Origin of the sequence: Streptomyces sp. NPDC091412, from assembly GCF_044756885.1 — a bacterium.
Lineage (GTDB): Bacteria > Actinomycetota > Actinomycetes > Streptomycetales > Streptomycetaceae > Streptomyces.
The window spans coordinates 15,484-40,595 of sequence record NZ_JBIVTV010000003.1; the positions used below are offsets into that span (position 1 = coordinate 15,484).

The 25,112-nt window shown below is 72.7% G+C and carries 23 protein-coding genes and 1 pseudogene; 15 read left to right on the forward strand and 9 right to left on the reverse strand.

The window, feature by feature from the left end:
• Nucleotides 1-101 precede the first annotated feature (101 nt).
• Nucleotides 102-383 (reverse strand): HPr family phosphocarrier protein, encoded by a 282-nt coding sequence (locus tag ACIQMV_RS07920; protein ID WP_141357587.1) that lies wholly within the window; start codon nucleotides 381-383, stop codon nucleotides 102-104.
• A 176-nt stretch (nucleotides 384-559) separates the two neighbouring features.
• Between ACIQMV_RS07920 and ACIQMV_RS07925 the strand changes: the two genes are divergently transcribed.
• Nucleotides 560-3,784: a GNAT family N-acetyltransferase gene (locus tag ACIQMV_RS07925; RefSeq protein WP_402591944.1), complete on the forward strand. Its 3,225-nt coding sequence runs from the start codon at nucleotides 560-562 to the stop codon at nucleotides 3,782-3,784.
• A 43-nt stretch (nucleotides 3,785-3,827) separates the two neighbouring features.
• Here the strand turns inward: ACIQMV_RS07925 and ACIQMV_RS07930 are convergent, their stop codons facing one another.
• Nucleotides 3,828-4,847, reverse strand: coding sequence for an Lrp/AsnC family transcriptional regulator (locus tag ACIQMV_RS07930; RefSeq protein WP_402591945.1), 1,020 nt, complete (start codon nucleotides 4,845-4,847; stop codon nucleotides 3,828-3,830).
• Between the two features lie 109 nt (nucleotides 4,848-4,956).
• On the opposite strand from ACIQMV_RS07930, the gene ACIQMV_RS07935 reads away from it, so the two are divergent.
• The 5 genes from ACIQMV_RS07935 to ACIQMV_RS07955 all read left to right on the forward strand — a co-directional run bounded on the left by ACIQMV_RS07935 (nucleotide 4,957) and on the right by ACIQMV_RS07955 (nucleotide 10,302).
• On the forward strand, nucleotides 4,957-6,378 hold the full coding sequence (locus ACIQMV_RS07935; protein ID WP_402591946.1) for an MFS transporter: 1,422 nt from the start codon (nucleotides 4,957-4,959) through the stop codon (nucleotides 6,376-6,378).
• Nucleotides 6,375-7,616: an amidohydrolase gene (locus tag ACIQMV_RS07940; protein ID WP_401772764.1), complete on the forward strand. Its 1,242-nt coding sequence runs from the start codon at nucleotides 6,375-6,377 to the stop codon at nucleotides 7,614-7,616. The genes ACIQMV_RS07935 and ACIQMV_RS07940 overlap by 4 nt, the downstream gene beginning before the upstream one ends.
• A 159-nt stretch (nucleotides 7,617-7,775) precedes the next feature.
• Complete coding sequence (locus tag ACIQMV_RS07945) at nucleotides 7,776-8,372, forward strand: DUF5998 family protein (protein WP_402591947.1); 597 nt, start codon at nucleotides 7,776-7,778, stop codon at nucleotides 8,370-8,372.
• Entirely contained in the window at nucleotides 8,372-9,583 is a 1,212-nt protein-coding gene (locus ACIQMV_RS07950; protein ID WP_402591948.1) for an alkaline phosphatase family protein, read from the forward strand. The genes ACIQMV_RS07945 and ACIQMV_RS07950 overlap by 1 nt, the downstream gene beginning before the upstream one ends.
• 68 nt (nucleotides 9,584-9,651) lie before the next feature.
• Nucleotides 9,652-10,302, forward strand: a complete 651-nt coding sequence (locus ACIQMV_RS07955; protein WP_141357573.1) for a thymidine kinase — start codon at nucleotides 9,652-9,654, stop codon at nucleotides 10,300-10,302.
• A 44-nt stretch (nucleotides 10,303-10,346) separates the two neighbouring features.
• Here the strand turns inward: ACIQMV_RS07955 and ACIQMV_RS07960 are convergent.
• Nucleotides 10,347-10,577: pseudogene (locus ACIQMV_RS07960) on the reverse strand (multiprotein-bridging factor 1 family protein); the annotation flags it as partial.
• 150 nt (nucleotides 10,578-10,727) lie between these two features.
• On the opposite strand from ACIQMV_RS07960, the gene ACIQMV_RS07965 reads away from it, so the two are divergent.
• A complete protein-coding gene (locus ACIQMV_RS07965; RefSeq protein ID WP_402591949.1) occupies nucleotides 10,728-11,132 on the forward strand; it encodes a hypothetical protein in 405 nt (134 codons plus the stop codon).
• 138 nt (nucleotides 11,133-11,270) lie between these two features.
• Here the strand turns inward: ACIQMV_RS07965 and ACIQMV_RS07970 are convergent, their stop codons facing one another.
• Entirely contained in the window at nucleotides 11,271-12,074 is an 804-nt protein-coding gene (locus ACIQMV_RS07970; RefSeq protein ID WP_402591950.1) for a VOC family protein, read from the reverse strand.
• Nucleotides 12,075-12,374: 300 nt separating this feature from the next.
• On the opposite strand from ACIQMV_RS07970, the gene ACIQMV_RS07975 reads away from it, so the two are divergent.
• Nucleotides 12,375-13,226 (forward strand): sulfurtransferase, encoded by an 852-nt coding sequence (locus tag ACIQMV_RS07975; RefSeq protein ID WP_141357565.1) that lies wholly within the window; start codon nucleotides 12,375-12,377, stop codon nucleotides 13,224-13,226.
• A 155-nt stretch (nucleotides 13,227-13,381) separates the two neighbouring features.
• Here the strand turns inward: ACIQMV_RS07975 and sepH are convergent, their stop codons facing one another.
• Nucleotides 13,382-14,407, reverse strand: a complete 1,026-nt coding sequence (sepH, locus tag ACIQMV_RS07980) for a septation protein SepH (RefSeq protein WP_141357563.1) — start codon at nucleotides 14,405-14,407, stop codon at nucleotides 13,382-13,384.
• A gap of 488 nt (nucleotides 14,408-14,895) precedes the next feature.
• Here sepH and ACIQMV_RS07985 point away from each other — a divergent pair, with 488 nt between their 5' ends.
• Nucleotides 14,896-15,735, forward strand: coding sequence for a hypothetical protein (locus ACIQMV_RS07985; RefSeq protein ID WP_402591951.1), 840 nt, complete (start codon nucleotides 14,896-14,898; stop codon nucleotides 15,733-15,735).
• On the opposite strand, the gene ACIQMV_RS07990 is transcribed toward ACIQMV_RS07985, so the two are convergent.
• Both ACIQMV_RS07990 and ACIQMV_RS07995 read right to left on the reverse strand, forming a co-directional pair.
• Nucleotides 15,659-16,978, reverse strand: coding sequence for a D-arabinono-1,4-lactone oxidase (locus tag ACIQMV_RS07990; protein WP_402591952.1), 1,320 nt, complete (start codon nucleotides 16,976-16,978; stop codon nucleotides 15,659-15,661). The two genes, ACIQMV_RS07985 and ACIQMV_RS07990, sit on opposite strands and share 77 nt — an antisense overlap.
• The gene (locus ACIQMV_RS07995; RefSeq protein ID WP_402591953.1) at nucleotides 16,938-18,176 is read right to left on the reverse strand and encodes an MFS transporter; all 1,239 of its coding nucleotides are present in this window, start codon (nucleotides 18,174-18,176) and stop codon (nucleotides 16,938-16,940) included. The genes ACIQMV_RS07990 and ACIQMV_RS07995 overlap by 41 nt, the downstream gene beginning before the upstream one ends.
• Before the next feature lie 151 nt (nucleotides 18,177-18,327).
• Between ACIQMV_RS07995 and ACIQMV_RS08000 the strand changes: the two genes are divergently transcribed.
• Nucleotides 18,328-19,455 (forward strand): ferrochelatase, encoded by a 1,128-nt coding sequence (locus tag ACIQMV_RS08000; RefSeq protein WP_402591954.1) that lies wholly within the window; start codon nucleotides 18,328-18,330, stop codon nucleotides 19,453-19,455.
• An 8-nt stretch (nucleotides 19,456-19,463) separates the two neighbouring features.
• Nucleotides 19,464-20,279, forward strand: a complete 816-nt coding sequence (locus ACIQMV_RS08005; RefSeq protein ID WP_402591955.1) for an inositol monophosphatase family protein — start codon at nucleotides 19,464-19,466, stop codon at nucleotides 20,277-20,279.
• A 78-nt stretch (nucleotides 20,280-20,357) separates the two neighbouring features.
• Here ACIQMV_RS08005 and ACIQMV_RS08010 read toward each other — a convergent pair whose 3' ends face one another.
• Nucleotides 20,358-20,531 (reverse strand): hypothetical protein, encoded by a 174-nt coding sequence (locus ACIQMV_RS08010; RefSeq protein WP_019981855.1) that lies wholly within the window; start codon nucleotides 20,529-20,531, stop codon nucleotides 20,358-20,360.
• Nucleotides 20,532-20,956: 425 nt separating this feature from the next.
• Here ACIQMV_RS08010 and ACIQMV_RS08015 point away from each other — a divergent pair, with 425 nt between their 5' ends.
• From ACIQMV_RS08015 to ACIQMV_RS08030, 4 genes are all read left to right on the forward strand, one after another.
• The gene (locus ACIQMV_RS08015; RefSeq protein WP_028424348.1) at nucleotides 20,957-21,610 is read left to right on the forward strand and encodes a response regulator transcription factor; all 654 of its coding nucleotides are present in this window, start codon (nucleotides 20,957-20,959) and stop codon (nucleotides 21,608-21,610) included.
• Nucleotides 21,611-21,616: 6 nt separating this feature from the next.
• Nucleotides 21,617-22,864, forward strand: a complete 1,248-nt coding sequence (locus ACIQMV_RS08020) for a sensor histidine kinase (RefSeq protein ID WP_402591956.1) — start codon at nucleotides 21,617-21,619, stop codon at nucleotides 22,862-22,864.
• 393 nt (nucleotides 22,865-23,257) lie between these two features.
• Entirely contained in the window at nucleotides 23,258-23,554 is a 297-nt protein-coding gene (locus tag ACIQMV_RS08025) for a DUF4193 domain-containing protein (RefSeq protein WP_003997302.1), read from the forward strand.
• 13 nt (nucleotides 23,555-23,567) lie between these two features.
• Nucleotides 23,568-24,575: a hypothetical protein gene (locus tag ACIQMV_RS08030; protein ID WP_402591957.1), complete on the forward strand. Its 1,008-nt coding sequence runs from the start codon at nucleotides 23,568-23,570 to the stop codon at nucleotides 24,573-24,575.
• 45 nt (nucleotides 24,576-24,620) lie between these two features.
• On the opposite strand, the gene ACIQMV_RS08035 is transcribed toward ACIQMV_RS08030, so the two are convergent.
• Nucleotides 24,621-25,097 (reverse strand): DUF3093 domain-containing protein, encoded by a 477-nt coding sequence (locus ACIQMV_RS08035; RefSeq protein ID WP_402591958.1) that lies wholly within the window; start codon nucleotides 25,095-25,097, stop codon nucleotides 24,621-24,623.
• Between the last annotated feature and the right edge of the window lie 15 nt (nucleotides 25,098-25,112).

The window sequence follows — 25,112 nt, forward strand, 5'->3', positions numbered from 1 at the left end:
CCGTGTTCCGGTGTTCCGGTGTTCCGGGGCCCGCCGGGCACGGCGAAGCCGTGCCACCCGGACCGGGCGGCACGGCTTGGGCGCTGGACCGGACCTGCCGGTCAGACGGTCTCGGGAAGCTCCCCGAGCCCCTCGGCGACCAGCTTGGCCAGCCGGTCCAGCGCGGCGTCCGCGCCATCGGCGTCGGAGGCCAGGACGACCTCTTCGCCGCCCTCGGCGCCGAGGCCGAGCACGGCCAGCATGGAGGCCGCGTTGACGGGCGTCCCGTCGGCCTTGGCGATCGTCACGGGGATGCCTGCGGCCGTGGCGGCCCGGACGAAGATGGAGGCGGGGCGGGCGTGGAGGCCCTCGGCCCAGCCGACGTTGACGCGGCGCTCAGCCATGTGTTGCTGCCCTTCGGGTGATCAGGGTTGTCTAGACCAGTTTTCCACACGTGGAGCGAGCCCGGAGCGGGGGTGTGCCCCGCTCCGGGTGGCGTCGGACCGCGGCCTCGGTCCGACGTGTGTCCTCCACAGACTGCCTCGCGCCGGTGTCGGACGCGAGCCGTACGCTGGGCCCCATGCAGACCTCGCCGGACCGGCACGAGTACCCCGCCCACTGGGAGGCCGACGTGGTGCTGCGCGACGGCGGCACCGCACGGATCCGCCCCATCACCGCCGATGACGCCGGCCGTCTGGTCAGCTTCTACGAACAGGTGTCGGACGAATCCAAGTATTACCGCTTCTTCGCGCCCTACCCGCGCCTCTCCGCGAAGGACGTCCACCGCTTCACGCACCACGACTTCGTGGATCGGGTGGGACTCGCGGCCACGGTCGGCGGCGAGTTCATCGCCACCGTACGCTACGACCGCATCGGCGCGGACGGCATGCCCGCCTCGGCGCCCTCCGACGAGGCCGAGGTCGCCTTCCTGGTGCAGGACGCCCACCAGGGACGCGGGGTCGCCTCCGCGCTCCTGGAGCACATCGCGGCCGTCGCCCGTGAGCGCGGCATCCGGCGCTTCACCGCCGAGGTGCTTCCGGCCAACACCAAGATGATCAAGGTGTTCACGGACGCCGGGTACATCCAGAAGCGCAGCTTCGAGGACGGCGTCGTACACCTGGAGTTCGACATCGAGCCGACCGACCGCTCGCTGGCCGTGCAGCGCGCACGGGAGCAGCGGGCCGAGGGGCGGTCGGTACGGCGGCTCCTGGTGCCCGGCTCGGTCGCCGTCATCGGAGTGGGCCGCACGCGCGGCGGCGTGGGCCGCAGCATCCTCGACAACATCCGCGACGCCGGGTTCACGGGCCGGCTCCACGCCGTGAACCGGGCCTTCGGCGAGGACTGCCAGGAGATCGACGGGGTGCCCGCCCACCGCTCGGTGCGGGACATCGACGGGCCCGTGGACCTCGCCGTCGTCGCCGTGCCGGCCGAGCGCGTCCCGGACGCCGTCACCGAGTGCGGCGAGCACGGGGTGCAGGGGCTCGTCGTGATCTCCGCGGGCTACGCGGAGAGCGGCCCCGAGGGACGTGAGCGGCAGCGCGCCCTGGTGCGGCAGGCGCGCACGTACGGCATGCGGATCATCGGGCCCAACACCTTCGGGATCATCAACACCTCGCCGGACGTCCGGCTGAACGCCTCGCTCGCCCCCGAGCTGCCCCGGCCCGGCCGCATCGGGCTGTTCGCCCAGTCCGGGGCCATCGGCATCGCCCTGCTGTCCCGGCTGCACCGGCGCGGCGGCGGGGTCACCGGGGTCACGGGCGTGTCGACCTTCGTGTCGGCCGGCAACAGGGCGGACGTCTCCGGCAACGACGTCATGCAGTTCTGGTACGACGACCCCGACACCGACGTCGCCCTGATGTACCTGGAGTCCATCGGCAATCCGCGCAAGTTCACCCGCCTGGCCCGGCGTACGGCGGCGGTGAAGCCGCTGGTCGTGGTGCAGAGCGCGGGCTCCGCCCCGCAGGGGCACGCGGTACGGGCGACGCGGCTGCCGCACGCGACGGTGTCCGCGCTGCTCCGGCAGGCCGGCGTGATCCGGGTCGACACCATCACCGAACTGGTCGACACCGGCCTGCTGCTCGCCCGGCAGCCGCTGCCGCCGGGGCCGCGGGTGGCGATCCTCGGCAACTCCGAGTCGCTGGGAGTGCTGACCTACGACCGCTGTCTCGCGGAGGGGCTGCGCCCCCAGCCGCCGCGGGACCTGACGACGGGGGCCTCGGCGGAGGACTTCCGGGTCGCGCTGTCCCGGGCGCTCGCCGACGAGACCACCGACGCGGTGGTCGTCACGCTGATACCGGCGCTGGGGGAGGGGGCCGCCGAGAACGCGGCCCTGGCCGAGGCACTGCGCTCGGCCGCGCAGGAGGTCCCCGGCAAGCCGGTCCTGGTCGTGCACGTCGAGTTCGGCGGCCTGGCGGAAGCCCTCTCCGCCGCCACCAGCACGGCCCCGCCACCCGGCCCGGGTCCCCATCCGGGGGCGACCCCGCTGCTGCCCCCTCCCACGACACCCCGGCCCGCCCCGGCGGGTCCGGGTCACCAGGCGGTCGGGGCTTCCCCCGCTGGTGCGGGCGGGGCTTCCCTGGCCGACCCGAACCCGGAGACCGGCACCGGTCCGAAGGCGTGCACAGGACCCGGGCGAGGTCCGGGTCACGCCCCAGGTCCGGCTTACGCCCCCGGCCAGGGGCACGCCGGCGCTCCTGGGCATGCCCCCGGTCCTGGCCACGCCACCGGCCCGGCGCCGGCATCGGCATCGGCATCGGCTCCCGGCCATACCCCTCGCCCGGGCCAGGCATCGGGACCGGGCCAAGCTCCCGCCACGGGCTCGCAGTCCGGCCCCGGCCCCCGGAGGTCGTTCCCCGACGCGCCTGAAAGGGCAGCGGCCGGGGGCGTGGGCCCCGCGGGCGTGACGGCGGGCGGTGCCGGTCCCGAGCCGGCCCCCACCGGGCCGCGGCTGATCACCGCCTATCCCGCCGCCGAGCGCGCCGTCCGGGCCCTCGCCGAAGCGGTCCGGTACGGCCAGTGGCGGCGGGAGGCCGCGGAGCCGGGCAAGGTACCGGAGTACGAGGACATCGACGAGAAGGGCGCCGCCGCCTTCATCGGCGGACTGCTCGAGCGCGGGCAGGGCCTCACACTCGGCACGGAGGAGACCTGCGAGCTGCTCGGCCGGTACGGCATCCACGTGCGCCGGGCCCTGCCCGCCCCCACCCCCGACGCCGCCACGGAAGCCGCCCGCGCCCTCGGCTACCCCGTCGCCCTGAAGGCCACCGCCCCGCACCTGCGGCACCGCGCCGACCTCGGAGGCGTACGCCTCGACCTCACCGACGAGGATCAACTCCGCTGGGCCTACGCCGAGTTGACCGACCTCTTCGGCAAGCCCGAGGAGCTGCGGCCGGTGGTGCAGGCGATGGCACCCCGAGGGGTCGACACCGTCGTGCGCGCGGTCATCGACCCGGCGGCCGGCGCGGTGCTCTCCTTCGGACTCGCCGGAGTCGCCTCCCAGCTGCTCGGCGACATGGCGCACCGGCTGATCCCGGTCACCGACCGCGAGGCCACCTCCCTGATCCGGTCCATCCGCACGGCACCCCTGCTCTTCGGCTGGCGCGGCTCGGCACCGGTCGACACGCCCGCGTTGCAGGAACTGCTGCTGCGCGTGTCACGGCTGGTCCACGACCACCCGGAGGTCGTCGCCGTCACCCTGGAGCCGGTCGTCGTCGCCCCGCGCGGGCTGACCGTCCTCGACGCCACCGTGCGCCTGGCACCCCCGCCCGCCCGCGACGACCTCGGCCCGCGCACGCTCCCGGTGTACTGAATCGGCTACCGGGGCCCGTCCGGGCTCGGACCCGGTGCGTGCCCTACCAGGGCCGTATGGGCCGCGTTCCCGTGCGTCGTCCGTCCCCGTCGAGCAGGTGCCCCATCCGCTTGACCGTCCGCACTCCGACGATCCGGTCGACGACCGTGAGAGAGGGGAGCCGGGCGCACATCGCCGTCTCGCGGCGCTGGACGTCCCCGATGTCGCGCAGCCAGAACGTGGCGAGGACGTTCGAGGTCCCGGTGACGGCGGCGATCAGACGGCATTCGGGCAGTGTGGCCGGCGTTCGGTGCAGGGTGTTCAGATCGCGGGTGGGAACCTGGCCACGAAAGGTGACCGACACGGGCAGTCCGGTCAGGCGCGGGGCCATGTCGCAGCGGAAGGCGATCATCTCGGAGTCGGTGAGCCGGTGCACCCTGCGGCGGACGGTCGCGGCACTGGTGCCGATGCGCTCGGCGAGCGCCGCGAGCCCCAGACGGCCGTCGCGGACCAGGGCGTCGAGGAGAGCACGGTCGAGGTCGTCCAGTGCGCCGGAGGAAGCCGCCCCGCGGGGTCCGGCACCAGGAGGGCCGAGCGCGCCCCGCTGGGCCGAGTCGAGGGAGTGCAGCCGCCAACGGCTGCCCTCCGTGTAGAGGGAGGTGGCGAAGAGGCACTCCACCGCGCTCACCCCGGGGAGTCCGGCGAGGCGCTCCGTGAGGGAGTGTGTCAGTGAGGCCACGTCCGGGACCAGCACGTCCAGCAGGAGATCCGCCGTGCCGGGTGCGGTGAGTTCGACGGTGACGACCTCCTCGAAAGCCGACACCTGCTCGGCGAGTCGTTGCCGTGCGCCTGGACGGCAGCGCAGCAGCACGAACGCGGTGCAACGGGTGCGGGAGAACGCACGGCCCGGCGCCGCGTACACCCAGGCGAGCCCCTCCGCGGTCAGCCGCTCCCAACGCCGCGCGAGCGTGCCCGAGGTCACCCCCAGCAGGGGTGCCAGTTCCGACCAGGACGCCCGGGGCTGCAACTGCAGCGCGTGCACGAGGGCGAGGTCCAACTCGCTCGGAATGCTCGTTTCCCGCATCGAGCGTGCCCTCCTCGCACGATTTCCACGAAGTTCCGGGCCGCTTCGGCCGGCGCCCGCACAGTAGCGCCCACGTCGGGTTCCAGCCACCAGAAGAGGTGAGACAACGGTGATCAGAGGCATCGGCTCAGGCCGCGGACTGCTCGCGACCATGACGGTGATCGTGGTGTGCAGTGGCGTCGTGCAGGGGTATCTGACCCCGCTCCTGCCGAAAGTCGGCCATCACGTCGGCATCGGCAGCGTCGGTCAGAACAACCTCTACCTTCTGTCCCAGGTCGCGTTCGCGGTCATGACGCCACTGCTGTCGCGACTGGGGGACATCCACGGGCACCGCACGCTCCTGCGCGCCTGTGTCGGCATGGTGGCCGGCGGCTCCCTGCTGATCGCGGTGTGGCCGACGACCGCGACCCTCGCGGTCGGCATGGCCCTGCAAGGAGCCGTCGTCGGCTTCTTTCCGCTGCTCGCGGGCATTCTGCGGTCCCGCGCACCGGAATACGGACGGGTCGGCATGTCGGTCCTGGTCGGCGCTCTGCTCCTCTCGATCGGTGTCGGCGGCCTCGTCGCGGGCGCGCTCAGCGAGGCACACGCCGTCGCCGGACTGTGGACGGCCGTGCCCTGCGGCGGGCTCGCGGTGACCGCCGCCCTGGTCCTGCCGGACAGCACCGCTCCGCGCGGCGGGGACTTCAACTTCCGGGCGGCGACGCTGCTCACCCTGGGCCTGGTGGCACTCGTCCTCGTTCTGGCCCAGGGCGAGACCTGGGGCTGGACGTCGTCCGAATCCCTGGTCACCGCCGTCCTCGCGGTACTCCTGCTGGCGGCCTGGGTGACGGTCGAGCGACGCTCCACGCATCCTCTGGTCAACGTGCGGCTGCTGCGCGACCCACGCCTGGCGGTGATCAGCGCCCACACCTTCTGCGCCGCCTTCGGCACCATCGGGTTCCTGGCCGCGAACGCCGTGTTCCTCGGGACCGACCCGGACGGGACGGGCTACGGCATGGGCCTGGGATCCCAGGCCATCGCGCTCGTCTCCCTCGCCATGGTCGTCGCCGGATGCCTCGGGTCCACGGCGACACCGCGACTGGCACGGCGCATCGGCGACCGCGCGGTGCTCGGCGCGGTGGGCGTCATCGGCGCGGCGGGCTTCCTCTCCTTGATCGTCTTCCACGGTTCCCTGTCCCAGTACCTCGTCGGCGTCCTTGTCGTGGGCCTGGCCACCGGCATGTTCGAGTCGATCACGCGCACCCTGTCGGCGGAGGTCGTCGCCGAGACCGAGACCGCGCTCTCCGTCGGCCTCAACGAACTGGCGCTCTCCCTGGGCGCGGCCATCGGAGCGGCCGTGATCGGCGCGCTGTTCGTCGGCCACCAGCTGGCCGACGGCCACATCGCGCTCGCGGGCCACCTGTGGTCCTGGGGAGTGTGCGCCGGCGTCGCCCTGCTGGGCGCGGTGCTGGGCCTGGCCTTCCGCGGTGTGCCCGCCACCGGGACCGGGCGAGTGGGTCAGCCCCTCGCACAGAGCGGAGAGCCGGCATGACGCGAACGCAGCAGGGAACGCACCGGCGGGAGGTTCGGGAACAGGCGCTGGCCGAGGTGACCGAAACCGTACGCGGCCGGCGGGAACGCCTCGTCGCCCTGAGCCACAGTCTGCACGACGAGCCGGAGACGGCTCTGCAGGAGTACCGGTCGGCCGCCAAGATCGCCGGGCTCCTCGCCGATGCCGGCTTCACCGTCACCCAGGGCGTCGCGGACCTGCCCACCGCGGTGGTCGCCACCCACGGAACCGGCGACCTGGTCGTGGCCCTGTGCGCGGAGTACGACGCGCTGCCGGGCATCGGTCACGCCTGCGGTCACAACGTGAACGGGGCCGCCGCGGTCGGCGCCGCGCTCGGCCTCGCGGCCGTCGCGGATCGGCTCGGCATCAGGGTGAAGCTCGTCGGCACGCCGGCGGAGGAGGACATCGGCGGCAAGGTGCTGCTCCTCGAAGCCGGAGTGTTCGACGACGTGGCGGCGGCCATGATGGTGCACGCGGCGGCGCAGGACACGGTCGGCGCCTCGTCGCTGGCCGTCGGCGCCTGGGACGTCACCTACCGGGGCAGGCCCTCCCACGCCGCTCTGGCCCCCTGGGAGGGAGTCAACGCGCTCGACGCGATGACGCTCGCGCACACGGCGATCGGGTTGCTGCGCCAGCAACTCCCGCCCGGCACCCTGGTGCACGGCGTCGTCTCCGAGGCCGGGCAGGCCGTGAACGTGATCCCGGCACTCGCCCGGGCCCGCTACGAGCTGCGGGCCCCCACGTCCGAACAGCTCGCGTACGCCCGGCGCCGGGTCCGGTCCTGCTTCGAGGCGGGCGCCCTCGCAACCGGCGCGGAGCTCGAACTCGTCCCGCACGGCCACGATTTCGCCGATCTGCGACAGGACGCCTCCATGACGGAGTCCTACGTGCGGGCGCTCAGGGAGCTGGGCCGCACACCGGTGCCGCAGCACGGTGAACTGATGGCCTCGACCGACATGGGCAACATCTCGCACGTGGTGCCGACGCTCCACCCGACCATCGGGTACGACACCGGGGGCGCGAAACAGCACACGGCCGAGTTCGCCCGGTACGGCAAGAGCCAGGGCGCCGACCGGGCCGTCGTCGACGGGGCGACGGCCCTCGCACACGTGGGGGTGGAACTGGCCACCGACGCCGTGCGGCGACGCCGGCTCCTGGAGGGTGTCGCCGACCGCCGCCTTCGCCCCGGTGGTTCGGCTGCCGCTCGACCGCCCTGTTGACAACGTTCGTATCACTCTCCGTGCAGGCCTGCCGACCGCGTTGTCGGCAGGCCGCCCCCGCGTGTCCTCGCCCGATTCGGCACGTGCGTGACGGCCCGGCTGTCCGAAGGGACCGGGTTGCCCTTGACTGGCCCGGACCGCCCTCACCCACGGATTAGGATGGACGGCATGGCCAAGACCAGTACGACGACCCAGGGGCTGCGTTCGGCGATCGAACGCAGCGGCTACTACCCGGCTCTCGTGGCCGAGGCGGTGGCGGCCGCCGTGGGCGGTGAGCCCATCCGGTCGTACCTGGTCCACCAGGAGACCACGTTCGACCAGAACGAGGTGCGGCGGCACGTGACGGTGCTCGTCCTCACCGGCAACCGCTTCATCGTCAGCCACACCGACGAGCAGGCCGCCGACAGCACCTCCCCGACGCCGTACGCCACCACGTCCACGGAGTCGGTGAAGCTCGACCGGATCTCGTCGGTCGTGGTCAGCCGCGTGGTCGCCAACCCGGAGCAGTACACGCCGGGCACGCTGCCGCGGGAGGTCGTGCTGACCATCGGCTGGGGCGCCGTGTCCCGGATCGACCTGGAGCCCGCCGCCTGCGGCGACCCCAACTGCGAGGCCGACCACGGCTACACGGGCAACTCGACGGCGGACGACCTCAGCCTGCGCGTCAGCGAGGCCGGCGACGGCCCCGAGACGGTGCGGCAGGCCCTCGCGTTCGCGCAGTCCATCTCCGAGGCCACCGCGGACCCGACCCGCTGATGACCCGTCCCTTCTCCCCCGACGACGCCGCCACCGCCTGGGGCCACCCGGAGCCGCTGGCCGTCGAGACCGCACCCGTCCCCGAGTACGGAACCGGCTCACTCGCCGACCTGCTGCCCACGCTGGCCGCCGGCATGGGCGTCCCGCGGATGACGGCCGCGATCGGCGAACTGGCCCCCGCCGACCGCGCCTGCGTCTTCCTGATCGACGGCCTCGGCTGGGAGCAGCTGAAGGCGCACCCCGCGGAGGCGCCCTACCTGACCTCCCTGCTCGGCAGCTCGCGCGGCGGAACCGGCCGCCCGATCACCGCCGGGTACCCGGCGACCACGGCGACCTCGCTCGCCTCCGTCGGCACCGGCCTGCCCCCGGGCGCGCACGGACTGCCCGGCTACACCGTGCGCAACCCGGCCACCGGCGAGCTGATGAACCAGCTCCGCTGGCAGCCGTACAGCGATCCGCGCGCCTGGCAGCCCCACCCCACGGTCTTCCAGCTCGCCCAGCAGGCGGGCGTGCACGCCGCCCAGGTGTCCTCCCCGGCCTTCCAGAACACCCCGCTGACCAAGGTCGCGCTCAGCGGCGGCACGTTCCTGGGGCGGCTGACCGGCGAGGAGCGGATGGACGTCGCGGCCGAGCAGCTCGCCGCCGCCGACCGGGCGCTGGTCTACACGTACTACTCCGAACTCGACGGCGCCGGCCACCGCTACGGCGTCGACTCCGACACCTGGCGCGGACAGCTGATGCACGTCGACCGGCTCGTCCAGCGCCTGGCCGAGCAGCTGCCGCCGCACAGCGCGCTCTACGTCACCGCCGACCACGGCATGGTCGACGTCCCCTTCGACGAGCAGCACCGCATCGACTTCGACGAGGACTGGGAGCTGCGCGCGGGCGTCGCCCTGCTCGGCGGCGAGGGACGCGCGCGGCACGTGTACGCGGTGCCGGGCGCCGAGGACGACGTGCTCACCTGCTGGCGCGAGGTGCTCGGCGAGCAGTTCTGGGTCGCCTCCCGGGACGAGGCCCTGGCGGCGGGCTGGTTCGGGCCGCGCGTCGACGAGCGGGTGTACGCGCGGATCGGCGACGTGGTCGCCGCCGCCCGCGACGACGTCCTGCTCATCGCCTCCGAGCGGGAGCCGAAGGAGTCGCTGATGGTCGGCAACCACGGTTCGATGACCCCTGCCGAGCAGCTGGTCCCGCTGCTGGAAGTACGCTCCTGAGGCCCCTTCCCGCCCTACTCGCTGTACACCACCGTCCTCCTCACTCGCCGAAAGGTGCCCAACTGCTCATGCCCGAGCTGGTGTTCTTCTCCGGAACCATGGACTGCGGGAAGTCGACACTGGCTCTCCAGATCGAGCACAACCGCTCCGCACGCGGACTGACGGGCATGATCTTCACCCGTGACGACCGGGCCGGGGAGGGCAAGCTGTCCTCGCGCCTCGGCCTGGTGACGGACGCGGTGGAGGTCGAGGACGGCGTGGACCTGTACGCCTACATCGTCGACCACCTCTCGCAGGGCCGGCGCGCGGACTACGTGATCGCGGACGAGGCGCAGTTCCTCGCGCCCGAGCAGATCGACCAGCTCGCGCGCGTGGTCGACGACCTGGAGATGGACGTCTACGCCTTCGGCATCACGACGGACTTCCGCTCCAAGCTGTTCCCCGGCTCGCAGCGCCTGGTCGAACTGGCCGACCGCGTCGAGGTCCTCCAGGTCGAGGCCCTGTGCTGGTGCGGCGCCCGCGCCACCCACAACGCCCGTACCGTGGGCGGCGTCATGGTGCTCGAGGGCGCCCAGGTCTTCGTCGGCGACGTGACCCGCTCGGCGGACGAGATCGGCTACGAGGTGCTGTGCCGCCGGCACCACCGCCGCCGCATGACGGCCTCCTCGGCGCGGGCGGCGGCGCTGTCCCCGGACGTCCTGCCCGTGACCGCGGACTGACCGAGCGCCCGCACCTGCGTCAGACGCGCCGCTCCGACCAGGCCGGCCCGATCGATCGTCCGGGGCGTCGGGATCCGCCGCCCCTGCTCGAACGACGCGATCGTGGAGGCCGAGTACCGGAGACGCCTCCCGAACTCCTCGCGCTCCGGACCCTCTCGCACCCGCAGCGTCTTCATGGTCTGGCCGAACGCGACGACGACACCCCGCCCGGCCTCGTCCCCCGGTCGTCGCCCGGCGGCCCCGTCGTCGTTCTCCCAGCTGTCCCCGAGACTCACGACCGCCTCCGCCTCCGCCTCCGCCTCCGCCTCCGCCTCCGCCTCCGCCCCCGCCTCCGCCTCCGCCCCCGCGCCCTCGCGCTCAGCCCGCCCGCGCGAACGCCGGGGCCCGGTTGGGGCGGCAGTGATCTCCTGCCATTCTTCTTCCCCATGTCCGCACGAAACCGAAGACTGCCCCGGCACCGCGCCTGGCCACTGACCACCAGCGACATCAGCGCGTGTCTCGGCCCTGACATGACACGCGTCAAGGACCTGCAGTTCCTCACAGGACAGGACAGCGGGACGATCGTCCTGGGAGCTGCATGGGTCGCTCCGAACCCCCGCAACTACGGCCGCGGTATCCACCCGGACATGGTCGGTTTCCACATAGACGTCCACCCGGTCGATGCCACTCGACGTGCAGCCATCCGCGCCGTTCTACGGGCACAGGCCCTCCCGCAACTGCACGATTGGATCACGCAGGCCATCGCTGCCGACGAGACCTGGCAACTGGCCCCTCACCAGCGCTACTGGCACCTCTCCGACGGCCACCTCACCCACCGCGACGAAGAGTGAACCGAGTCCGGACGGAGGCGTGCATCGAGGCACCGCCGCCGTGGCCGCTGCCGAGGCCCGCGCCGCGGCGCTGTCACCGAATGTCCCGCCGATATCGCTCTTCTGAGCGACACCTGCCGTCAACACGGCTTGACGGAATCAACGCGAACCCTGGATCAGGGCGAACCGTGCCCCCTCGGGATCAGCCACGGTGGCCACGCGTCCGTGGGCGGTGTTCCGCGCGGGGGCGAGGACCCGGCCGTCCAGGGCGACGAGGCGTTCGGTCGCCTCGTCGGTGTCGGTGACCTCGAAGTACGTCATCCAGTGCGAGCCCCGGTCGTGGGGCAGGGCCCGGCCCACCCCGTGCACTGCGGCGACCGGGCGGCCGTCGAGGTGCAGGGTCACGCGGTCGACGCCGGCGGAGCCGTCCGGCTTCCGTTCGTAGCCGAACAGCCTGCTGTAGAACGTGGCGACGCCCGCGGTCTCGTAGGTCAGCAGCTCGTGCCACACGGGTGTGCCGGGCAGCCCGGTGGTCTCCGCGCCCGGGTGCGGCCGGGCCTGCAACAGGCCGAAAACCGCACCCCACGGGTCCGAACCGATCGTCAGCCGCCCGATGCCGCCCGCGTCCAGCGGACCCACCCCGATCGTGCCGCCGCACAGCCGTACCGTTTCGGCCGTCAGATCCACGTCGTCCGAAGCGAGATAGGGCGTCCACGCCACGGGCAGGCGCCGGCCGGGCGGCAGTTGCCCGATGCCGCCCACCTCACGGCCGTTCAGCAGGGCCCGCACACAGGGGCCGAGCAGGCTCGGCCCGGGCTGGAACTCCCAGCCGAAGAGCTCCCCGTAGAAGGCCTGGGCGGCGGCCATCCCGTGCGCCATCAGGCTCACCCGGCACGGTGTGCCGGGCCTGTTCCGGGCGGGTGCCCGGCCGTTCGGGACGCCCGGCTCCGGTGCCTCGGTCATCGTCACCTTCTCCTCGGCCTCCAGGGCCTCTCGACGGCCGCCTCGATTCCGTTCTCCGGACCCCGAGCCGATGCGCCGCCCCCGGTGCCGGGCGCGCTTCCGCGGCGCCGGTGGGGCAGGGTCCCGTCCGGAGGGTGCCCGGTGTGCGGTGTCCCGCCCGTTTCGCCACGCTTACCGACGGATGTCGATCGGCTGTACAGCATGTGGCCGATCCCGTACGCATCGTGATCGGACCTGTCCGGCCGAGCAGAGTAGCCGGACCTGGACGCCGTGGCCACCCCGTGCGCAAGGATGGTGGCCATGAACGCCATCATCTCCGCATCCGATCTCGCGAGCGCCCTCGCGGAGCCCCGGCCGCCGGTGCTGCTCGACGTCCGCTGGCAGCTCAGTCTGGCGACGGCGGCCGGCGCGGCGCCCTTCGACGGGCGCGCCGCCCACGCGGCCGGGCACATCCCCGGTGCCGTCTTCGTCGACCTGGACCGCGAACTGGCCTCGGCGCCGGGCGGAAACGGCCGCCATCCCCTGCCGGACATGGAGGTGTTCGGCGCCGCGATGCGCCGTGCCGGGGTGTCCGCGGACCGGCCGGTCGTCGTCCACGACGGCGGCCAGGGCTGGGCGGCGGCCCGCGCGTGGTGGCTGCTGCGCTGGACCGGGCACCCCGACGTGCGGGTCCTGGACGGCGGCCTCGCGGCCTGGGAGGGCCCCCTGGAGACCGACGTGCCCGAACCGGCCGAGGGCGACTTCGTGCCGAAGCCCGGCGCGCTGCCGCTGCTCGACGCCGACGGGGCCGCGGCACTGGCCCGGTCCGGAGTGCTGTTCGACGCGCGCGCGGGGGAGCGGTACCGGGGCGAAGTGGAGCCGATCGACCCGGTGGGCGGCCACATCCCGGGCGCGGTGTCCGCGCCGACCACCGAGAACGCGGGCCCGGACGGCAGGTTCCTGCCGGCCGCACAACTCAGGGCGCGGTTCACGGCGTTGGGCGCGGCCGACGGGCGAGACGTCGGCGTCTACTGCGGCTCCGGCGTCTCCGCAGCGCACGAGGTGCTGGCGCTGGCCGTCGCCGGGATCCCGGCGGCCCTGTACGTCGGCTCGTGGTCGGAGTGGTCCTCGGACCCGTCCCGGCCGGTCGCGGTGGGGCCGGACCCGCAGTGACCGGACGCCGGTCGCCGGTCACTCATGGGGGGTGACAGCCGGTCGGCCGGTCACTCAGAGGGATTGACGGCCGGTCGGCCCGTACGGCCACAAGGAGCGCGCACGAGGAAGGGCCGCACCTGACGGGCGCGGCCCTTCAGCCTCGTACGGCCTTGCTAATCCTGCTTCTTGCGGCGCGTGCCGAACACGATCTCGTCCCAGCTCGGCACCGCGGCCCGGCGGCCGGGCCGCACCCCGTCCGCCTCGGCCTGGCGGTCGGTGGCGCCGGTGAGGCGGTCGCGGTGGCTGGTGACGGAGCGCGGCATGAGGACGTCCGCGTAGGCGGACCCGGCCGAGGCCGCGGGGGCCGGGGGCTCCTCGGCCACCAGGTCCTCCTCGGGCTCCTCCACGGGTTCCGGCGCGCGCTCGGGCACCACCAGGTCGCCGCGGAAGCTCGGCACCGCCTCCAGCAGGCTGGTCAGCGTGTCGCGCTCGCCCACGCTCTCCTCGGCGGGCTCGGGCGCCTGTCCCGGCAGCGCCGGACGGTCGCGGTCCCGGTCGAAGGAACGCTCGCGCGGCAGACGCGCGATGCGCGGCACGAACGGAAAGCTGGGTTCCGGGGCGCCGAGGTCGTCGGACTCCCCGATCAGGGCGCGGGCCTCGTCGTCGACGGCCTGCACCAGGCGCCGCGGCGGGTCGTACGTCCAGCTGGCCGAGTGCGGTTCGCCCGCGACCCGGTAGACCAGCAGGACCTCCCAGGTGCCGTCGTCGCGGCGCCAGGAGTCCCACTGGGCGGTCTCCTTCTCGGCGCCGCGCAGCAGCAGCCGCTCCTGGACGGTCTCGCCGAGCAGCGGACCGGAGTTCTCACCGGGGCGGCGGACGGGAGTCTTGCGGGCGCGCTCGGCCATGAAGGCGCGCTCTGCGAGCACGGGGCCCTCGAAGCGCCGTACCCGGTCGACGGGGATGCCGGCGAGCTGGGCCACCTCTTCCGCGGTCGCTCCGGCTCGTATCCGGGCCTGGATGTCGCGGGGGCGGAGATGGCTCTCCACCTCGATCTCGATCTGGCCGAGGCGGGGACGGTCGCCGCGCACGGCGGCGCGGAGCCGTTCGTCGATCGGAAGCGTGTACTCCGTACTGTCCGCAGCCTTGAGCACCAGCCGTGTGCCGTCATTGGAGACGGCCACGACACGCAGTTCGGGCATGGGGACCTCCCGGGTGGTGCCTGCCGACGTCACGTGCGTCGCTGCTTCCGCTAGTCGAGTGTGGCCTGCCCGGGTGCAGCCTGCCACAACCTTGCCGAGTTGCCCGGCGTGTCGGGCACGGGCCCTGGAACGCCGTTATGGCACGGTTACCTGTTTGCAACGCTAAGTGACCAACTCTGTCACCCTGTGCAACCAGCCCCCTCCCGGCGGTCCAGCAAGGTCCCGGACACCCCGAAGGGAGGCCGGGCCCAGGGCTCATTACGGTACTCCATTCGGGCCACGTGCGTGGATTGGCACGCCGCCCAACTTCTCGCCAGAGGCGGTACTCGGCCGCCCTCGACCGGTTTCTCGATCATGCCCGTGGCGAACTTCACTTATTCACCGCAAACGGAACTAACGGTTTCGTCCGTACGTCCCTTTCTCGTGCAGTCGGCCGATCACATACGAAAGATGCGGCTGTGTCCGACAGAGGCAGGCAAGGTCCGGTCATGCGTGAAGGGTTCGATGGCGGTGGTGAGTCGAGTGCCGGGGAAGAGGTGAGGAGGAGGCGGATCGAGCTGAGCGTCGCTCAGGTCGCGGGCAGCGCCGTGGCGGCGGTGGTGGCCGCGAAGCTCGCCTCGTACTTCGGCGTCTACGGCACGATCCTCGGGGCCGGTGTCGTCAGCGTCCTGGCCACCTGCGGCGGCTCGGTCTTCCAGCACTTCTTCCGGCGTACCGGCGAGCAGTTGCGCGGAGCGGCCGCCTCCCCGGGACCGGTACCGGCCCCGGCGACCGCCCCCGCCGGGCGGACCCCGCCGCCGGTGGGCGAGTTCACCGAAGGGACCGTCTACCGGGCCCGGATCAAGAGCTGGAAGCGGCCCGTGCTCGCCGCCGCCCTGGTCTTCGGGGTCACCATGGCCGGAATCACCGCCTACGAGCTGGTGTCGGGCGACAGTTTCAGCGGCGGCAGGGGGACGACGGTCGGCTACGCCGTGACCGGCCACCGCACCCCGTCCGTGACGTCCGACGGGCCGGCTCCCACCTCCTCGCCCACGGCGACGCCGGGGACCGGGACCGGGGCACCGCCGGGCGATGCCGCCTCCGGCCGCCCCGACCGGGGCACCGGGGTGAGCCCGGCGCCCACCCCCGAGGTCACGGGGAACAGCGGGAGCAGCGGCGGCACGGGGGACACCGGGAGCGCGGGCGCCGACGGCACCGGGCCGGGCAAGCCGTCCGACGCCGGCACCTCCGCCCCGGCACCCGGCGCGAGCGCTACGGCCCCAGCACCCTCCGCAAGTAGTCGTTCTGGAACAGCCGCTGGGGATCCAGCCGGTCCCGCAGCGCCGTGAACTCCCCGAAGCGCGGGTAGACCGCGGCGAGTCGGCCGGCGTCCCCGGTGTGGATCTTGCCCCAGTGCGGCCGGCCCTCGTACGCGGTGAAGATGTTCTCCGCGGCCGTGAAGTACCGCTGGTAGGGGGTGCCCCGGAACATGTGGACCGCGATGTACGCGCTGTCCCGGCCCGAGGCGGTGGACAGGGTGATGTCGTCGGCGGGCGCGGTGCGCACCTCCACCGGGAAGCTCACCCGCAGTCCGGAGCGGTCGACCATCGCCTTCAGCTCGCGCAGGGCGTCGGCCAGGGCCTCGCGCGGCACGGCGTACTCCATCTCCACGAAGCGCACCCGGCGCGGCGAGGTGAAGACCTTGTAGGGGATGTCGGTGTACGTCCGCGCGGACAGCGCGCGGCTGGAGATCCCGGCGATCGACGGGATGGTGGCGGGCACCGCGCGGCCGACCCAGTTGGCCACCTGGAAGACGCCGTTGGAGAGGAACTCGTCCTCGAACCAGCCGGACAGCCGCCCCACCGGCTGCTCCGGTCCGGCGCTGCGGTTGTTGCGCTTGGTGTTGGTGCTGCCGGTGTGCGGGAACCAGTAGAACTCGAAGTGCTCGTTCTCCGCCCAGAATTGGTCGAACTCCGCGAGCACCCGGTCCAGGCTCATCGGTTCCTCGCGGGCGGTGAGCAGGAAGATCGGCTCCACCGCGAAGGTGAGGGCCGTGACGATCCCCAGCGCGCCCAGGCCGACGCGGGCGGCCGCGAAGACGTCCGGATTCTCCTTCGCGGAGCAGGTGAGTACCGAGCCGTCCGCCGTGACCAGCTCCAGCCCCCTGATCTGGGCGGCGATCGAGGCCGACTCGCGGCCCGTGCCGTGGGTGCCGGTGCTGGTCGCCCCGGACACCGTCTGCTCCATGATGTCGCCCATGTTGGTGAGCGAGAGGCCCTCGCGCGCGAGAGCGGCGTTGAGCCGCTTGAGCGGAGTGCCGGCCTCGACGGTGACCGTCATGGCCTCGCGGTCGATCTCGCGTATGCCGGTCAGCAGTTGGGGGCGGATCATGACGCCGTCCGTCGCGGCGATGCTCGTGAAGGAGTGACCGGTGCCGACGGCCTTCACCCTCAGGCCGTCCTCGGCGGCCCTCCGCAGGGCGGCGGCGACGTCCTCCACCGTCACCGGCGTGACCTCCCGTGCGGGGCGCGCGCCGACAGTGCCGCCCCAGTTACGCCATGTGCCGTTCTTCGCGCTCGTCGTGCTGCTCAACGAAGCCTCCCCGCCGCGGAGCCGGCCTGCTGAGCCGGCGGTACCCGAGGAAACCGACCGCGACCGCGACGGCCCCGGACACTGCCGGAACCCCGTACCCGGCCCGCGCCCCGGCCGCGTCGATCACCCAGCCGGCCACGGAGGAGCCCAGTGCCACCCCGACCGCGAGCCCGGTGCTCACCCAGGTCATGCCCTCGGTCAGGTGCGAGCGTGGTACGTGCTCTTCGACGAGGGCCATCGTCGTGATCATCGTGGGAGCGACGGACAGGCCCGCAACGAACAGCGCCACGGCCAGAAACGGCAAGTTTCCGACCAGTAGGAGGGGGATCATACTCACGGCCATGGCACAGATGCCCAGCAGCCAGCGCCGGGCGGGCGGTCCCGCGAAGCGCAGCAGGCCGAACACGGCGCCCGCGATGCAGGAGCCCGCCGCGTACACGGCGAGCACGACGCTCGCGGCGCCCTTGTGTCCCTGCTGGTCGGCGAAGGCGACGGTGACCACGTCGACCGCCCCGAAGATCGTCCCGGTCGCCACGAAGGTCGACACCAGCACCTGGAGCCCGCGCGCACGCAGGGCCGAACCGCCGCCGTGGTGCTCGCGCGGGTGCGGCGCGGGCTCGGTGGCGCGCTGCGCGGTCAGCCAGAACACGCCCACCGCCAGGAAGCAGGCGGCCAGCAGCGGCCCCGCCTCCGGGAACCAGGCCGTGGACAGTCCGATGGAGACGATCGGCCCGAAGATGAAGCACGCCTCGTCCATCACCGACTCGAACGAGTAGGCGGTGTGCAGCTGCGGCGTCCCCCGGTACAGGGCCGCCCAGCGCGCGCGGACCATGGCGCCCAGACTGGGCACGGAGCCGATCCCGGCGGCGCAGACGAACAGCACCCAGTCCGGCCACCGGAAGTGCGCCGCGAACAGCAGGACCGCCGAGGCGGTCAACGCGACGAGCGTCGCGGGGCGCAGCACCCGGCGCTGGCCGTGCCGGTCGACCAGCCGGGAGATCTGCGGGCCGAGGACCGCGGCGGCCAGCGCGATGGTGGCCGACAGCGCGCCCGCGAGCCCGTAGCGCCCGGTCAGCTGGGAGATCATCGTGACCACGCCGATGCCCATCATCGACAGGGGCATCCGGCCGAGGAACCCCGCGGCGGAGAAACCCTTGGAGCCTGGAGCGGCGAACAGGGCACGGTACGGGCTGGGCACAGGGACTCCGCGGATCCGGTAAGGCGTGAAGGAAGCTGATACAGCTTACGGACCGGACGACTCCGGCGCACCACCCCCCTACGGGCTCCCGCGCACCTTCCCCCCACGGGCCGGGATCCCTCCCGTGGGTGCGGGGTGGCAGGATCGAGGCATGCCTGACGTGCTCGACGCCACCCCGTACGACGCCCTGCTCCTGCTCTCGTTCGGCGGCCCCGAGGGCCCGGACGACGTGATCCCGTTCCTGGAGAACGTGACGCGCGGGCGCGGCATCCCCACCGAGCGCCTGAAGGAAGTGGGCGAACACTACTTCCAGTTCGGCGGGGTCAGCCCGATCAACGACCAGAACCGCGCCCTGCTCGACGCGCTCCGCAAGGACTTCGCCGACCACGGCCTCGACCTGCCGGTCCACTGGGGCAACCGCAACTGGGCCCCGTACCTGACGGACACCCTGCGGGACATGGTCCGCGACGGCCGCCGCCGCATCCTGGTCCTGGCCACCAGCGCCTACGCCTCCTACTCCGGCTGCCGCCAGTACCGCGAGAACCTCGCGGACTCGCTCGCCGCCCTCGAGGCCGAGGGCCTGGACCTGCCGAAGGTCGACAAGCTGCGGCACTACTTCAACCACCCCGGCTTCCTCCAGCCCATGATCGACGGAGTGCTGGAGTCGCTCGCCGACCTCCCCGAGGACGTCCGCGACGGCGCGCACATCGCCTTCTGCACCCACTCGATCCCGATCTCCGCCGCGGACACCTCCGGCCCGGTCCCCGGCCACGGGGACGGCGGGGCGTACGTCCGCCAGCACCTGGACGTGGCGCGGTTGATCGCCGAAGCGGTCCGCGAGCGCACCGGCACCGACCACCCCTGGCAGCTCGTCTACCAGTCGCGCTCCGGTGCCCCGCACATCCCGTGGCTGGAGCCCGACATCTGCGACCACCTCGAGGAGCGGCACGCCGCGGGGGCCCCGGCCGTCGTCATGGCGCCCATCGGCTTCGTCTCCGACCACATGGAGGTCCTGTACGACCTCGACACCGAGGCCACGGCCAAGGCCGCGGAACTGGGCCTTCCGGTACGCCGCTCCGCCACCGTCGGCGCCGACCCGCGGTTCGCCGCCGCCGTCCGCGACCTGATCGTGGAGCGTGCCGCCACCGAGCGCGGACAGCGGGTCACGCCGTGCGCCCTGGGCTCGCTCGGCGCGGACCACAACCTCTGTCCGGTGGGCTGCTGCCCGGCCCGCACGCCCCGGCCCGCCGCCGCGGGCGCCGACAGCCCCTACGCGTGAGGAGCCCCGTGACCGACACCCTGCCCGCCGAACTGCTGCAACTGGCCCGCCAGGCGGCCGCACGCGCCGGAGAGCTGCTGCGGGACGGCCGCCCGGCGGACCTGGTGGTGGCCGCCACCAAGTCCAGCCCGATCGACGTCGTCACCGAGATGGACATCGCCGCCGAGAAGCTGATCACCGGCCTGATCTCCGACCGGCGCCCCGACGACGGCTTCCTCGGCGAGGAGGGCGCCTCCGTCGAGGGCACGAGCGGCGTCCGGTGGGTGATCGACCCGCTCGACGGCACCGTGAACTACCTGTACGGACTGCCGACCTGGGCCGTCTCCATCGCGGCCGAGGTGGACGGCGAGGCCGTCGTCGGGGTGGTGGCCACCCCGATGCGCGGCGAGGCGTTCCACGCCGTGCGCGGCCGCGGGGCCTGGGCCACCGGAGCCTGGGCCGGCGAGCGCAAGCTGGCCTGCCGCGCCGCGCCGCCCCTGGACCAGGCCCTGGTCGCCACCGGCTTCAACTACGTCGCCGAGGTACGCGCCCACCAGGCCGACGTGGCCCGCCGGCTGATCCCGCTGCTGCGCGACATCCGCCGCAGCGGCTCGGCCGCGGTGGACCTGTGCGACGTGGCGATGGGCCGCCTGGACGGCTACTACGAGCGCGGTCTGAACGCGTGGGACTTCGCCGCGGGCGACCTGATCGCCAGGGAGTCGGGCGTCGTGACGGGTGGCCGCCCGGGAGAGCGTCCGTCCCGCGAGCTGACGGTCGCGGCCACCCCGGGCGTCTTCGAGCCCCTCCAGAGCCTTCTGGAGGAGTACGGCGCCTGGCACGACTGAGGGCACGGCGGGAGCACCACGCACAGCGGGACCCCGGCGCTGGATTCGCCGGGGTCCCGCTGTGCGCGTGCAGGCTGGTCAGACGCCGGACACGCCGACCTCCACACCGTGTTCGGCGGCGAGGCGGCGCAGGTCGTCGAGTTCGGCCAGCTCGACCTCGACGAGGAAGTCGTCGCCCTCGTCACGAGCCCGCGTCAGATCGGACTCGGTCGCCTTTATGCGCTGCAGAAGTCCTGCGGTGAATGCGTCCATGCTTGCGCCCCCTCGTCCTGGGTCGGTGGGTCGGTGGCACGGGGGTGTGCCGTTCGGAAGGGGCGATCACGTCTCAGCAGGTGCCCGGCGCTGCCCGACCGGGCGGCGACGGCGCTGGACACCCACACCCACTCTGCGGAAGCGGATCGCGGAGTACCGCATGGTGCTGCGGCACATGCAGAGCGTGATCGCGGGGTGTAAACCCGTCCTCCCCCGACTCCTCGCGGCGGAAACCTCGACCGGACAAGAAAATTCGGGATTCGCGCCCCCTTCGCCCGCCGCTCGCCTCTTGTCCACCGGCCGCTTCCACGGCTTACCGCCGACTTACGGCCGAAAAGGGCAGGATGGAGGCACACACCCACGAGGACCCCTGCCGGCGTGCGCCCCGAGCGGCGCTACGCGGGTGGACACAGGAAGGACAAGACGTGCGCGTACTCGTCGTCGAGGACGAGCAGCTGCTCGCCGATGCGGTGGCCACCGGACTGCGCCGGGAGGCCATGGCCGTCGACGTCGTGTACGACGGTGCGGCCGCCCTGGAGCGCATCGGCGTCAACGACTACGACGTGGTCGTCCTCGACCGGGACCTTCCGCTGGTGCACGGCGACGACGTCTGCCGCAAGATCGTCGAGCTGGGCATGCCCACGCGCGTGCTGATGCTCACCGCCTCGGGCGACGTCAGCGACCGTGTCGAGGGCCTGGAGATCGGCGCCGACGACTACCTGCCCAAGCCCTTCGCGTTCAGCGAGCTGACGGCACGCGTGCGGGCCCTGGGCCGGCGTACCAGCGTGCCCCTGCCGCCCGTCCTGGAGCGCGCCGGGATCAAGCTCGACCCCAACCGCCGCGAGGTCTTCCGCGACGGCAGGGAGGTCCAGCTGGCGCCGAAGGAGTTCGCGGTCCTGGAGGTCCTCATGCGCAGCGAGGGCGCCGTGGTCTCCGCGGAGCAGCTGCTGGAGAAGGCCTGGGACGAGAACACCGACCCGTTCACCAACGTCGTGCGCGTCACGGTGATGACGCTGCGGCGCAAGCTCGGTGAGCCCCCGGTGATCGTCACCGTGCCCGGCTCCGGCTACCGGATCTGATCCGCCGTGGCCGCGACCCCGGCGCCGCCCCAGGCGCCCCCGAAACCCACCTGGGACCCCAGAAGGCCGGAGCCGGCCTTCCCGTGGCTGCGCCCGACCATCCGGATACGGCTGACGCTGCTGTACGGCGGCATGTTCCTGATCGCCGGCATCCTGCTGCTGTCGATCATCTACCTGCTCGCCGCGCAGGCCCTGCGCACCGGCAACCAACCGCTGTTCAAGATCGTCGACTTCAACGCCCTGAGGGTCACCAGCACCGACTGTCCGGGCGTCGACAACGGCAACCTGTCGCTGTCGGAGTTCAACGCCGCGATCAGCGCCTGCATCGACCACCAGCGCCAGGTCGCCCTGGACAGCCTGCTCAGCCGCTCGCTCCTCGCCCTGCTCGGCCTCGCCGTGATCGCCTTCGCGTTCGGCTACGCGATGGCCGGCCGCGTGCTGTCGCCGCTCGGCCGGATCACCCGCACCGCCCGCGCCGTGGCCGGCTCCGACCTGTCCCGGCGGATCGAGCTGGACGGTCCGGACGACGAGCTGAAGGAGCTCGCGGACACCTTCGACGACATGCTGGAGCGGCTGCAGCGGGCCTTCACCGCCCAGCAGCGCTTCGTCGGCAACGCCTCGCACGAGCTGCGCACACCGCTCGCGATCAACCGCACGCTCCTGGAGGTGCAGCTCTCGGACCCGCACGCGCCGATGGAGCTCCAGCAGCTCGGCAAGACCCTGCTGGCCACCAACGAGCGCAGCGAACAGCTCGTCGAGGGCCTGCTGCTGCTCGCCCGCAGCGACAACCAGATCGTCGAGCGCAAGCCGGTGGACCTCGCCGAGGTCGCCTCGCAGGCCATCGACCAGGTCCACGGGGAGGCGGAGGCCAAGGGGGTCGAGATCCGCGGTGAGCGCAAGCCTGCGGTCGTCCAGGGCAACGGCGTGCTGCTGGAGCGGATCGCCCTGAACCTGGTGCAGAACGCGGTGCGGTACAACGTGGCCGAGGAGGGATGGGTGGAGGTCGTCACGGACGTCCAGCACGGTCAGGCGATCCTCGTCGTAGCGAACACCGGACCGGTCGTCCCGGCGTACGAGATCGACAACCTCTTCGAGCCGTTCAGACGGCTGCGTACCGAGCGCACCGGCAGCGACAAGGGCGTCGGCCTGGGCCTGTCCATCGCCCGCTCCGTGGCGAGGGCGCACGGCGGGCACATTTCGGCCCAGCCGCGTGAGGGGGGTGGGCTCGTGATGCGGGTGGCCCTGCCGATCTGAGATCATTGCGCCGACACGCGGGGATGTTCGCTTTGCGCGGAAATTCCCGGGGCCGTTCCCGGCCTCACCGTGTGTGATCAATCACAGGGGCGGTTTTCCAGCCATCTACTCTCCGTGGCCACGCGAGCCCTGGAAATGCCGGAAAAATCCCGGTTTTCAGGGGGCATGATCACGGGAAGTACACGGTGAGACCGCTTTGGAGCGGGGCATTCGGACCGTGTACGGTCCCGATCGCCATCCAAGCCGATCACTCTTGAGGAGTGCGGTTGGGTGTCGATTGAGTAACAGACCTTGATGTGAGGCAAAATCTCCGCCTCAGGTCGGGCACAAGTCCGGCCTCTCACGCGTTACGTGCGCTGGAGACACCGCATACACCCAGAGGGGGAGAGCGACATGGCAACCGATTACGACACCCCACGCAAGACCGACGACGACGTCGACTCGGACAGCCTGGAAGAGCTGAAGGCCAGGCGGAATGACAAGTCGACCTCCTCCGTGGACGTCGACGAATTCGAGGCCGCCGAAGGCCTGGAGCTGCCCGGCGCAGACCTCTCGAACGAGGAACTGGCCGTCCGGGTACTGCCCAAGCAGCAGGACGAGTTCACCTGCATGAGCTGCTTCCTGGTGCACCACCGCAGCCAGCTGGCCCGCGAGAAGAACGGTCAGCCGATCTGCCGCGACTGCGACTGAGGCAGGGTCGGCCGTGACTGGCTCGACCCCTCCTTGGAAGCGCCGCACCCCCAGCGGGGGAGCGGACTCGGAGCCGTCCGACGGCTCCCACGGCGCGCGTGACGACGAGCGAGGGCCATCCCGTACATCCGACCCGAACGGATCGGCGGGATCGCCCGTGCTCGCATCGGTCTCCGGGCGCGGTGACCCCGCCGTCCCGGCGGGTGGAGCCGCGCCCGTGGCCCGGCGGCAGGCCGCGGCGATCCGGCACCGGGCCCGGAAGGCCGGGCAGGCGGCCAGAGACGGCGCCCGCGTGAGCGGTGGCCACGCCAGGGCGGTCTTCTCGTACCTCACCGACCGCGTCATCGACATGGCCCCGCGGATCCCCGTACGGGACCTCACCACGCTGCGCCGGCAGTTCCCGGGCCTCGGGCCCGAACAGCTCGCGGACAAGCTGGTGGCGGGTGCGGCGGGCGCCTCCTCCACGGTCGGAGCGGGCGTCGGGGCCGCGGCGATGCTGCCGGTACCGCCCGCGATGCCGACCCAGCTGGCCGCGGAGGTCACCGGAGTCGCGGCGATCGAACTCAAGCTGATCGCGGAACTCCACGAGGTGTACGGGGTGCGGCCCCCCGGAAATCTGAAGGCCCGCAGTACCGCGTATCTGAACGTCTGGTCGCACGAGCGCCGGATCGACGTGCGGAATCCGTCGACGATCGACATCGCCCTCGGGGGCAAGGTGAGGCGCCAGCTGCGCCGGCAGATCATGAAGCGGACGGCGCGGGGCCTGCCCAAGCTGACGCCCTTCATGGTGGGCGCCGCGGCCGGTGCCGTCATGAACCGGCGCGAGACCAGGAGGCTCGCCGCCCGCATCCGCTCCGACCTGCGCAAGATCCAGGTCCCGTGGGACGAACTGCCCCCGCTGCCGCCCCTGGAGAAACCCGGGCGTCCACTGCCGCTCCAGGACCCCGGCGACGGCTCCGACGGCTCCGACGGCGTTGAAGGCCCCGACACCACCGGAGGCTCCGGAAACCCCGGGAGCTGACGGGCCCCGCCCAGGAAGACCCGTACGGGGCCGTGCCGCCCCTGGCTACGCGGCCTCGGGCTCCACGGCCGCCCGCGCCGCGCTCAGCGCCTGGGCCAGCCGCTCCGGCTCCCGCGTCGACAGGTACAGGTAGGGCGTGGGGTCCTCCGGGTCGGTGACCAAGACCCGCAGCGCCCCGGGAATGTAGGCGCGCAGCAGCAGGAAGGCGCGAGTGTCGGCCTTGTGGGTGCGCCAGGCGCGCGCCTCCTCCGCGTCCAGCACCTCCGCCTCGCCGAGCGCCGTGACCGGGATCTTCGCCTCGCCCGCGATCAGCAGACCGCCCACGACCCGGATGCGCGGCGAGCCGTAGGAGCTCACCACGACCGCCGCCGCCGCGGTGCCGCCGGCCAGACCGCCCAGCATCGGCAGGGTGCCGAAGGGAAGCAGGATCAGGGCGCAGGAGATGCCCATCAGAAGGCTGATCAGCCACCAGGAACGGGGCGCGGTGAGGCGTTCTTCGTACGGCTGGGCGGAAAGCTGCATGAACCCAGCTTGGCA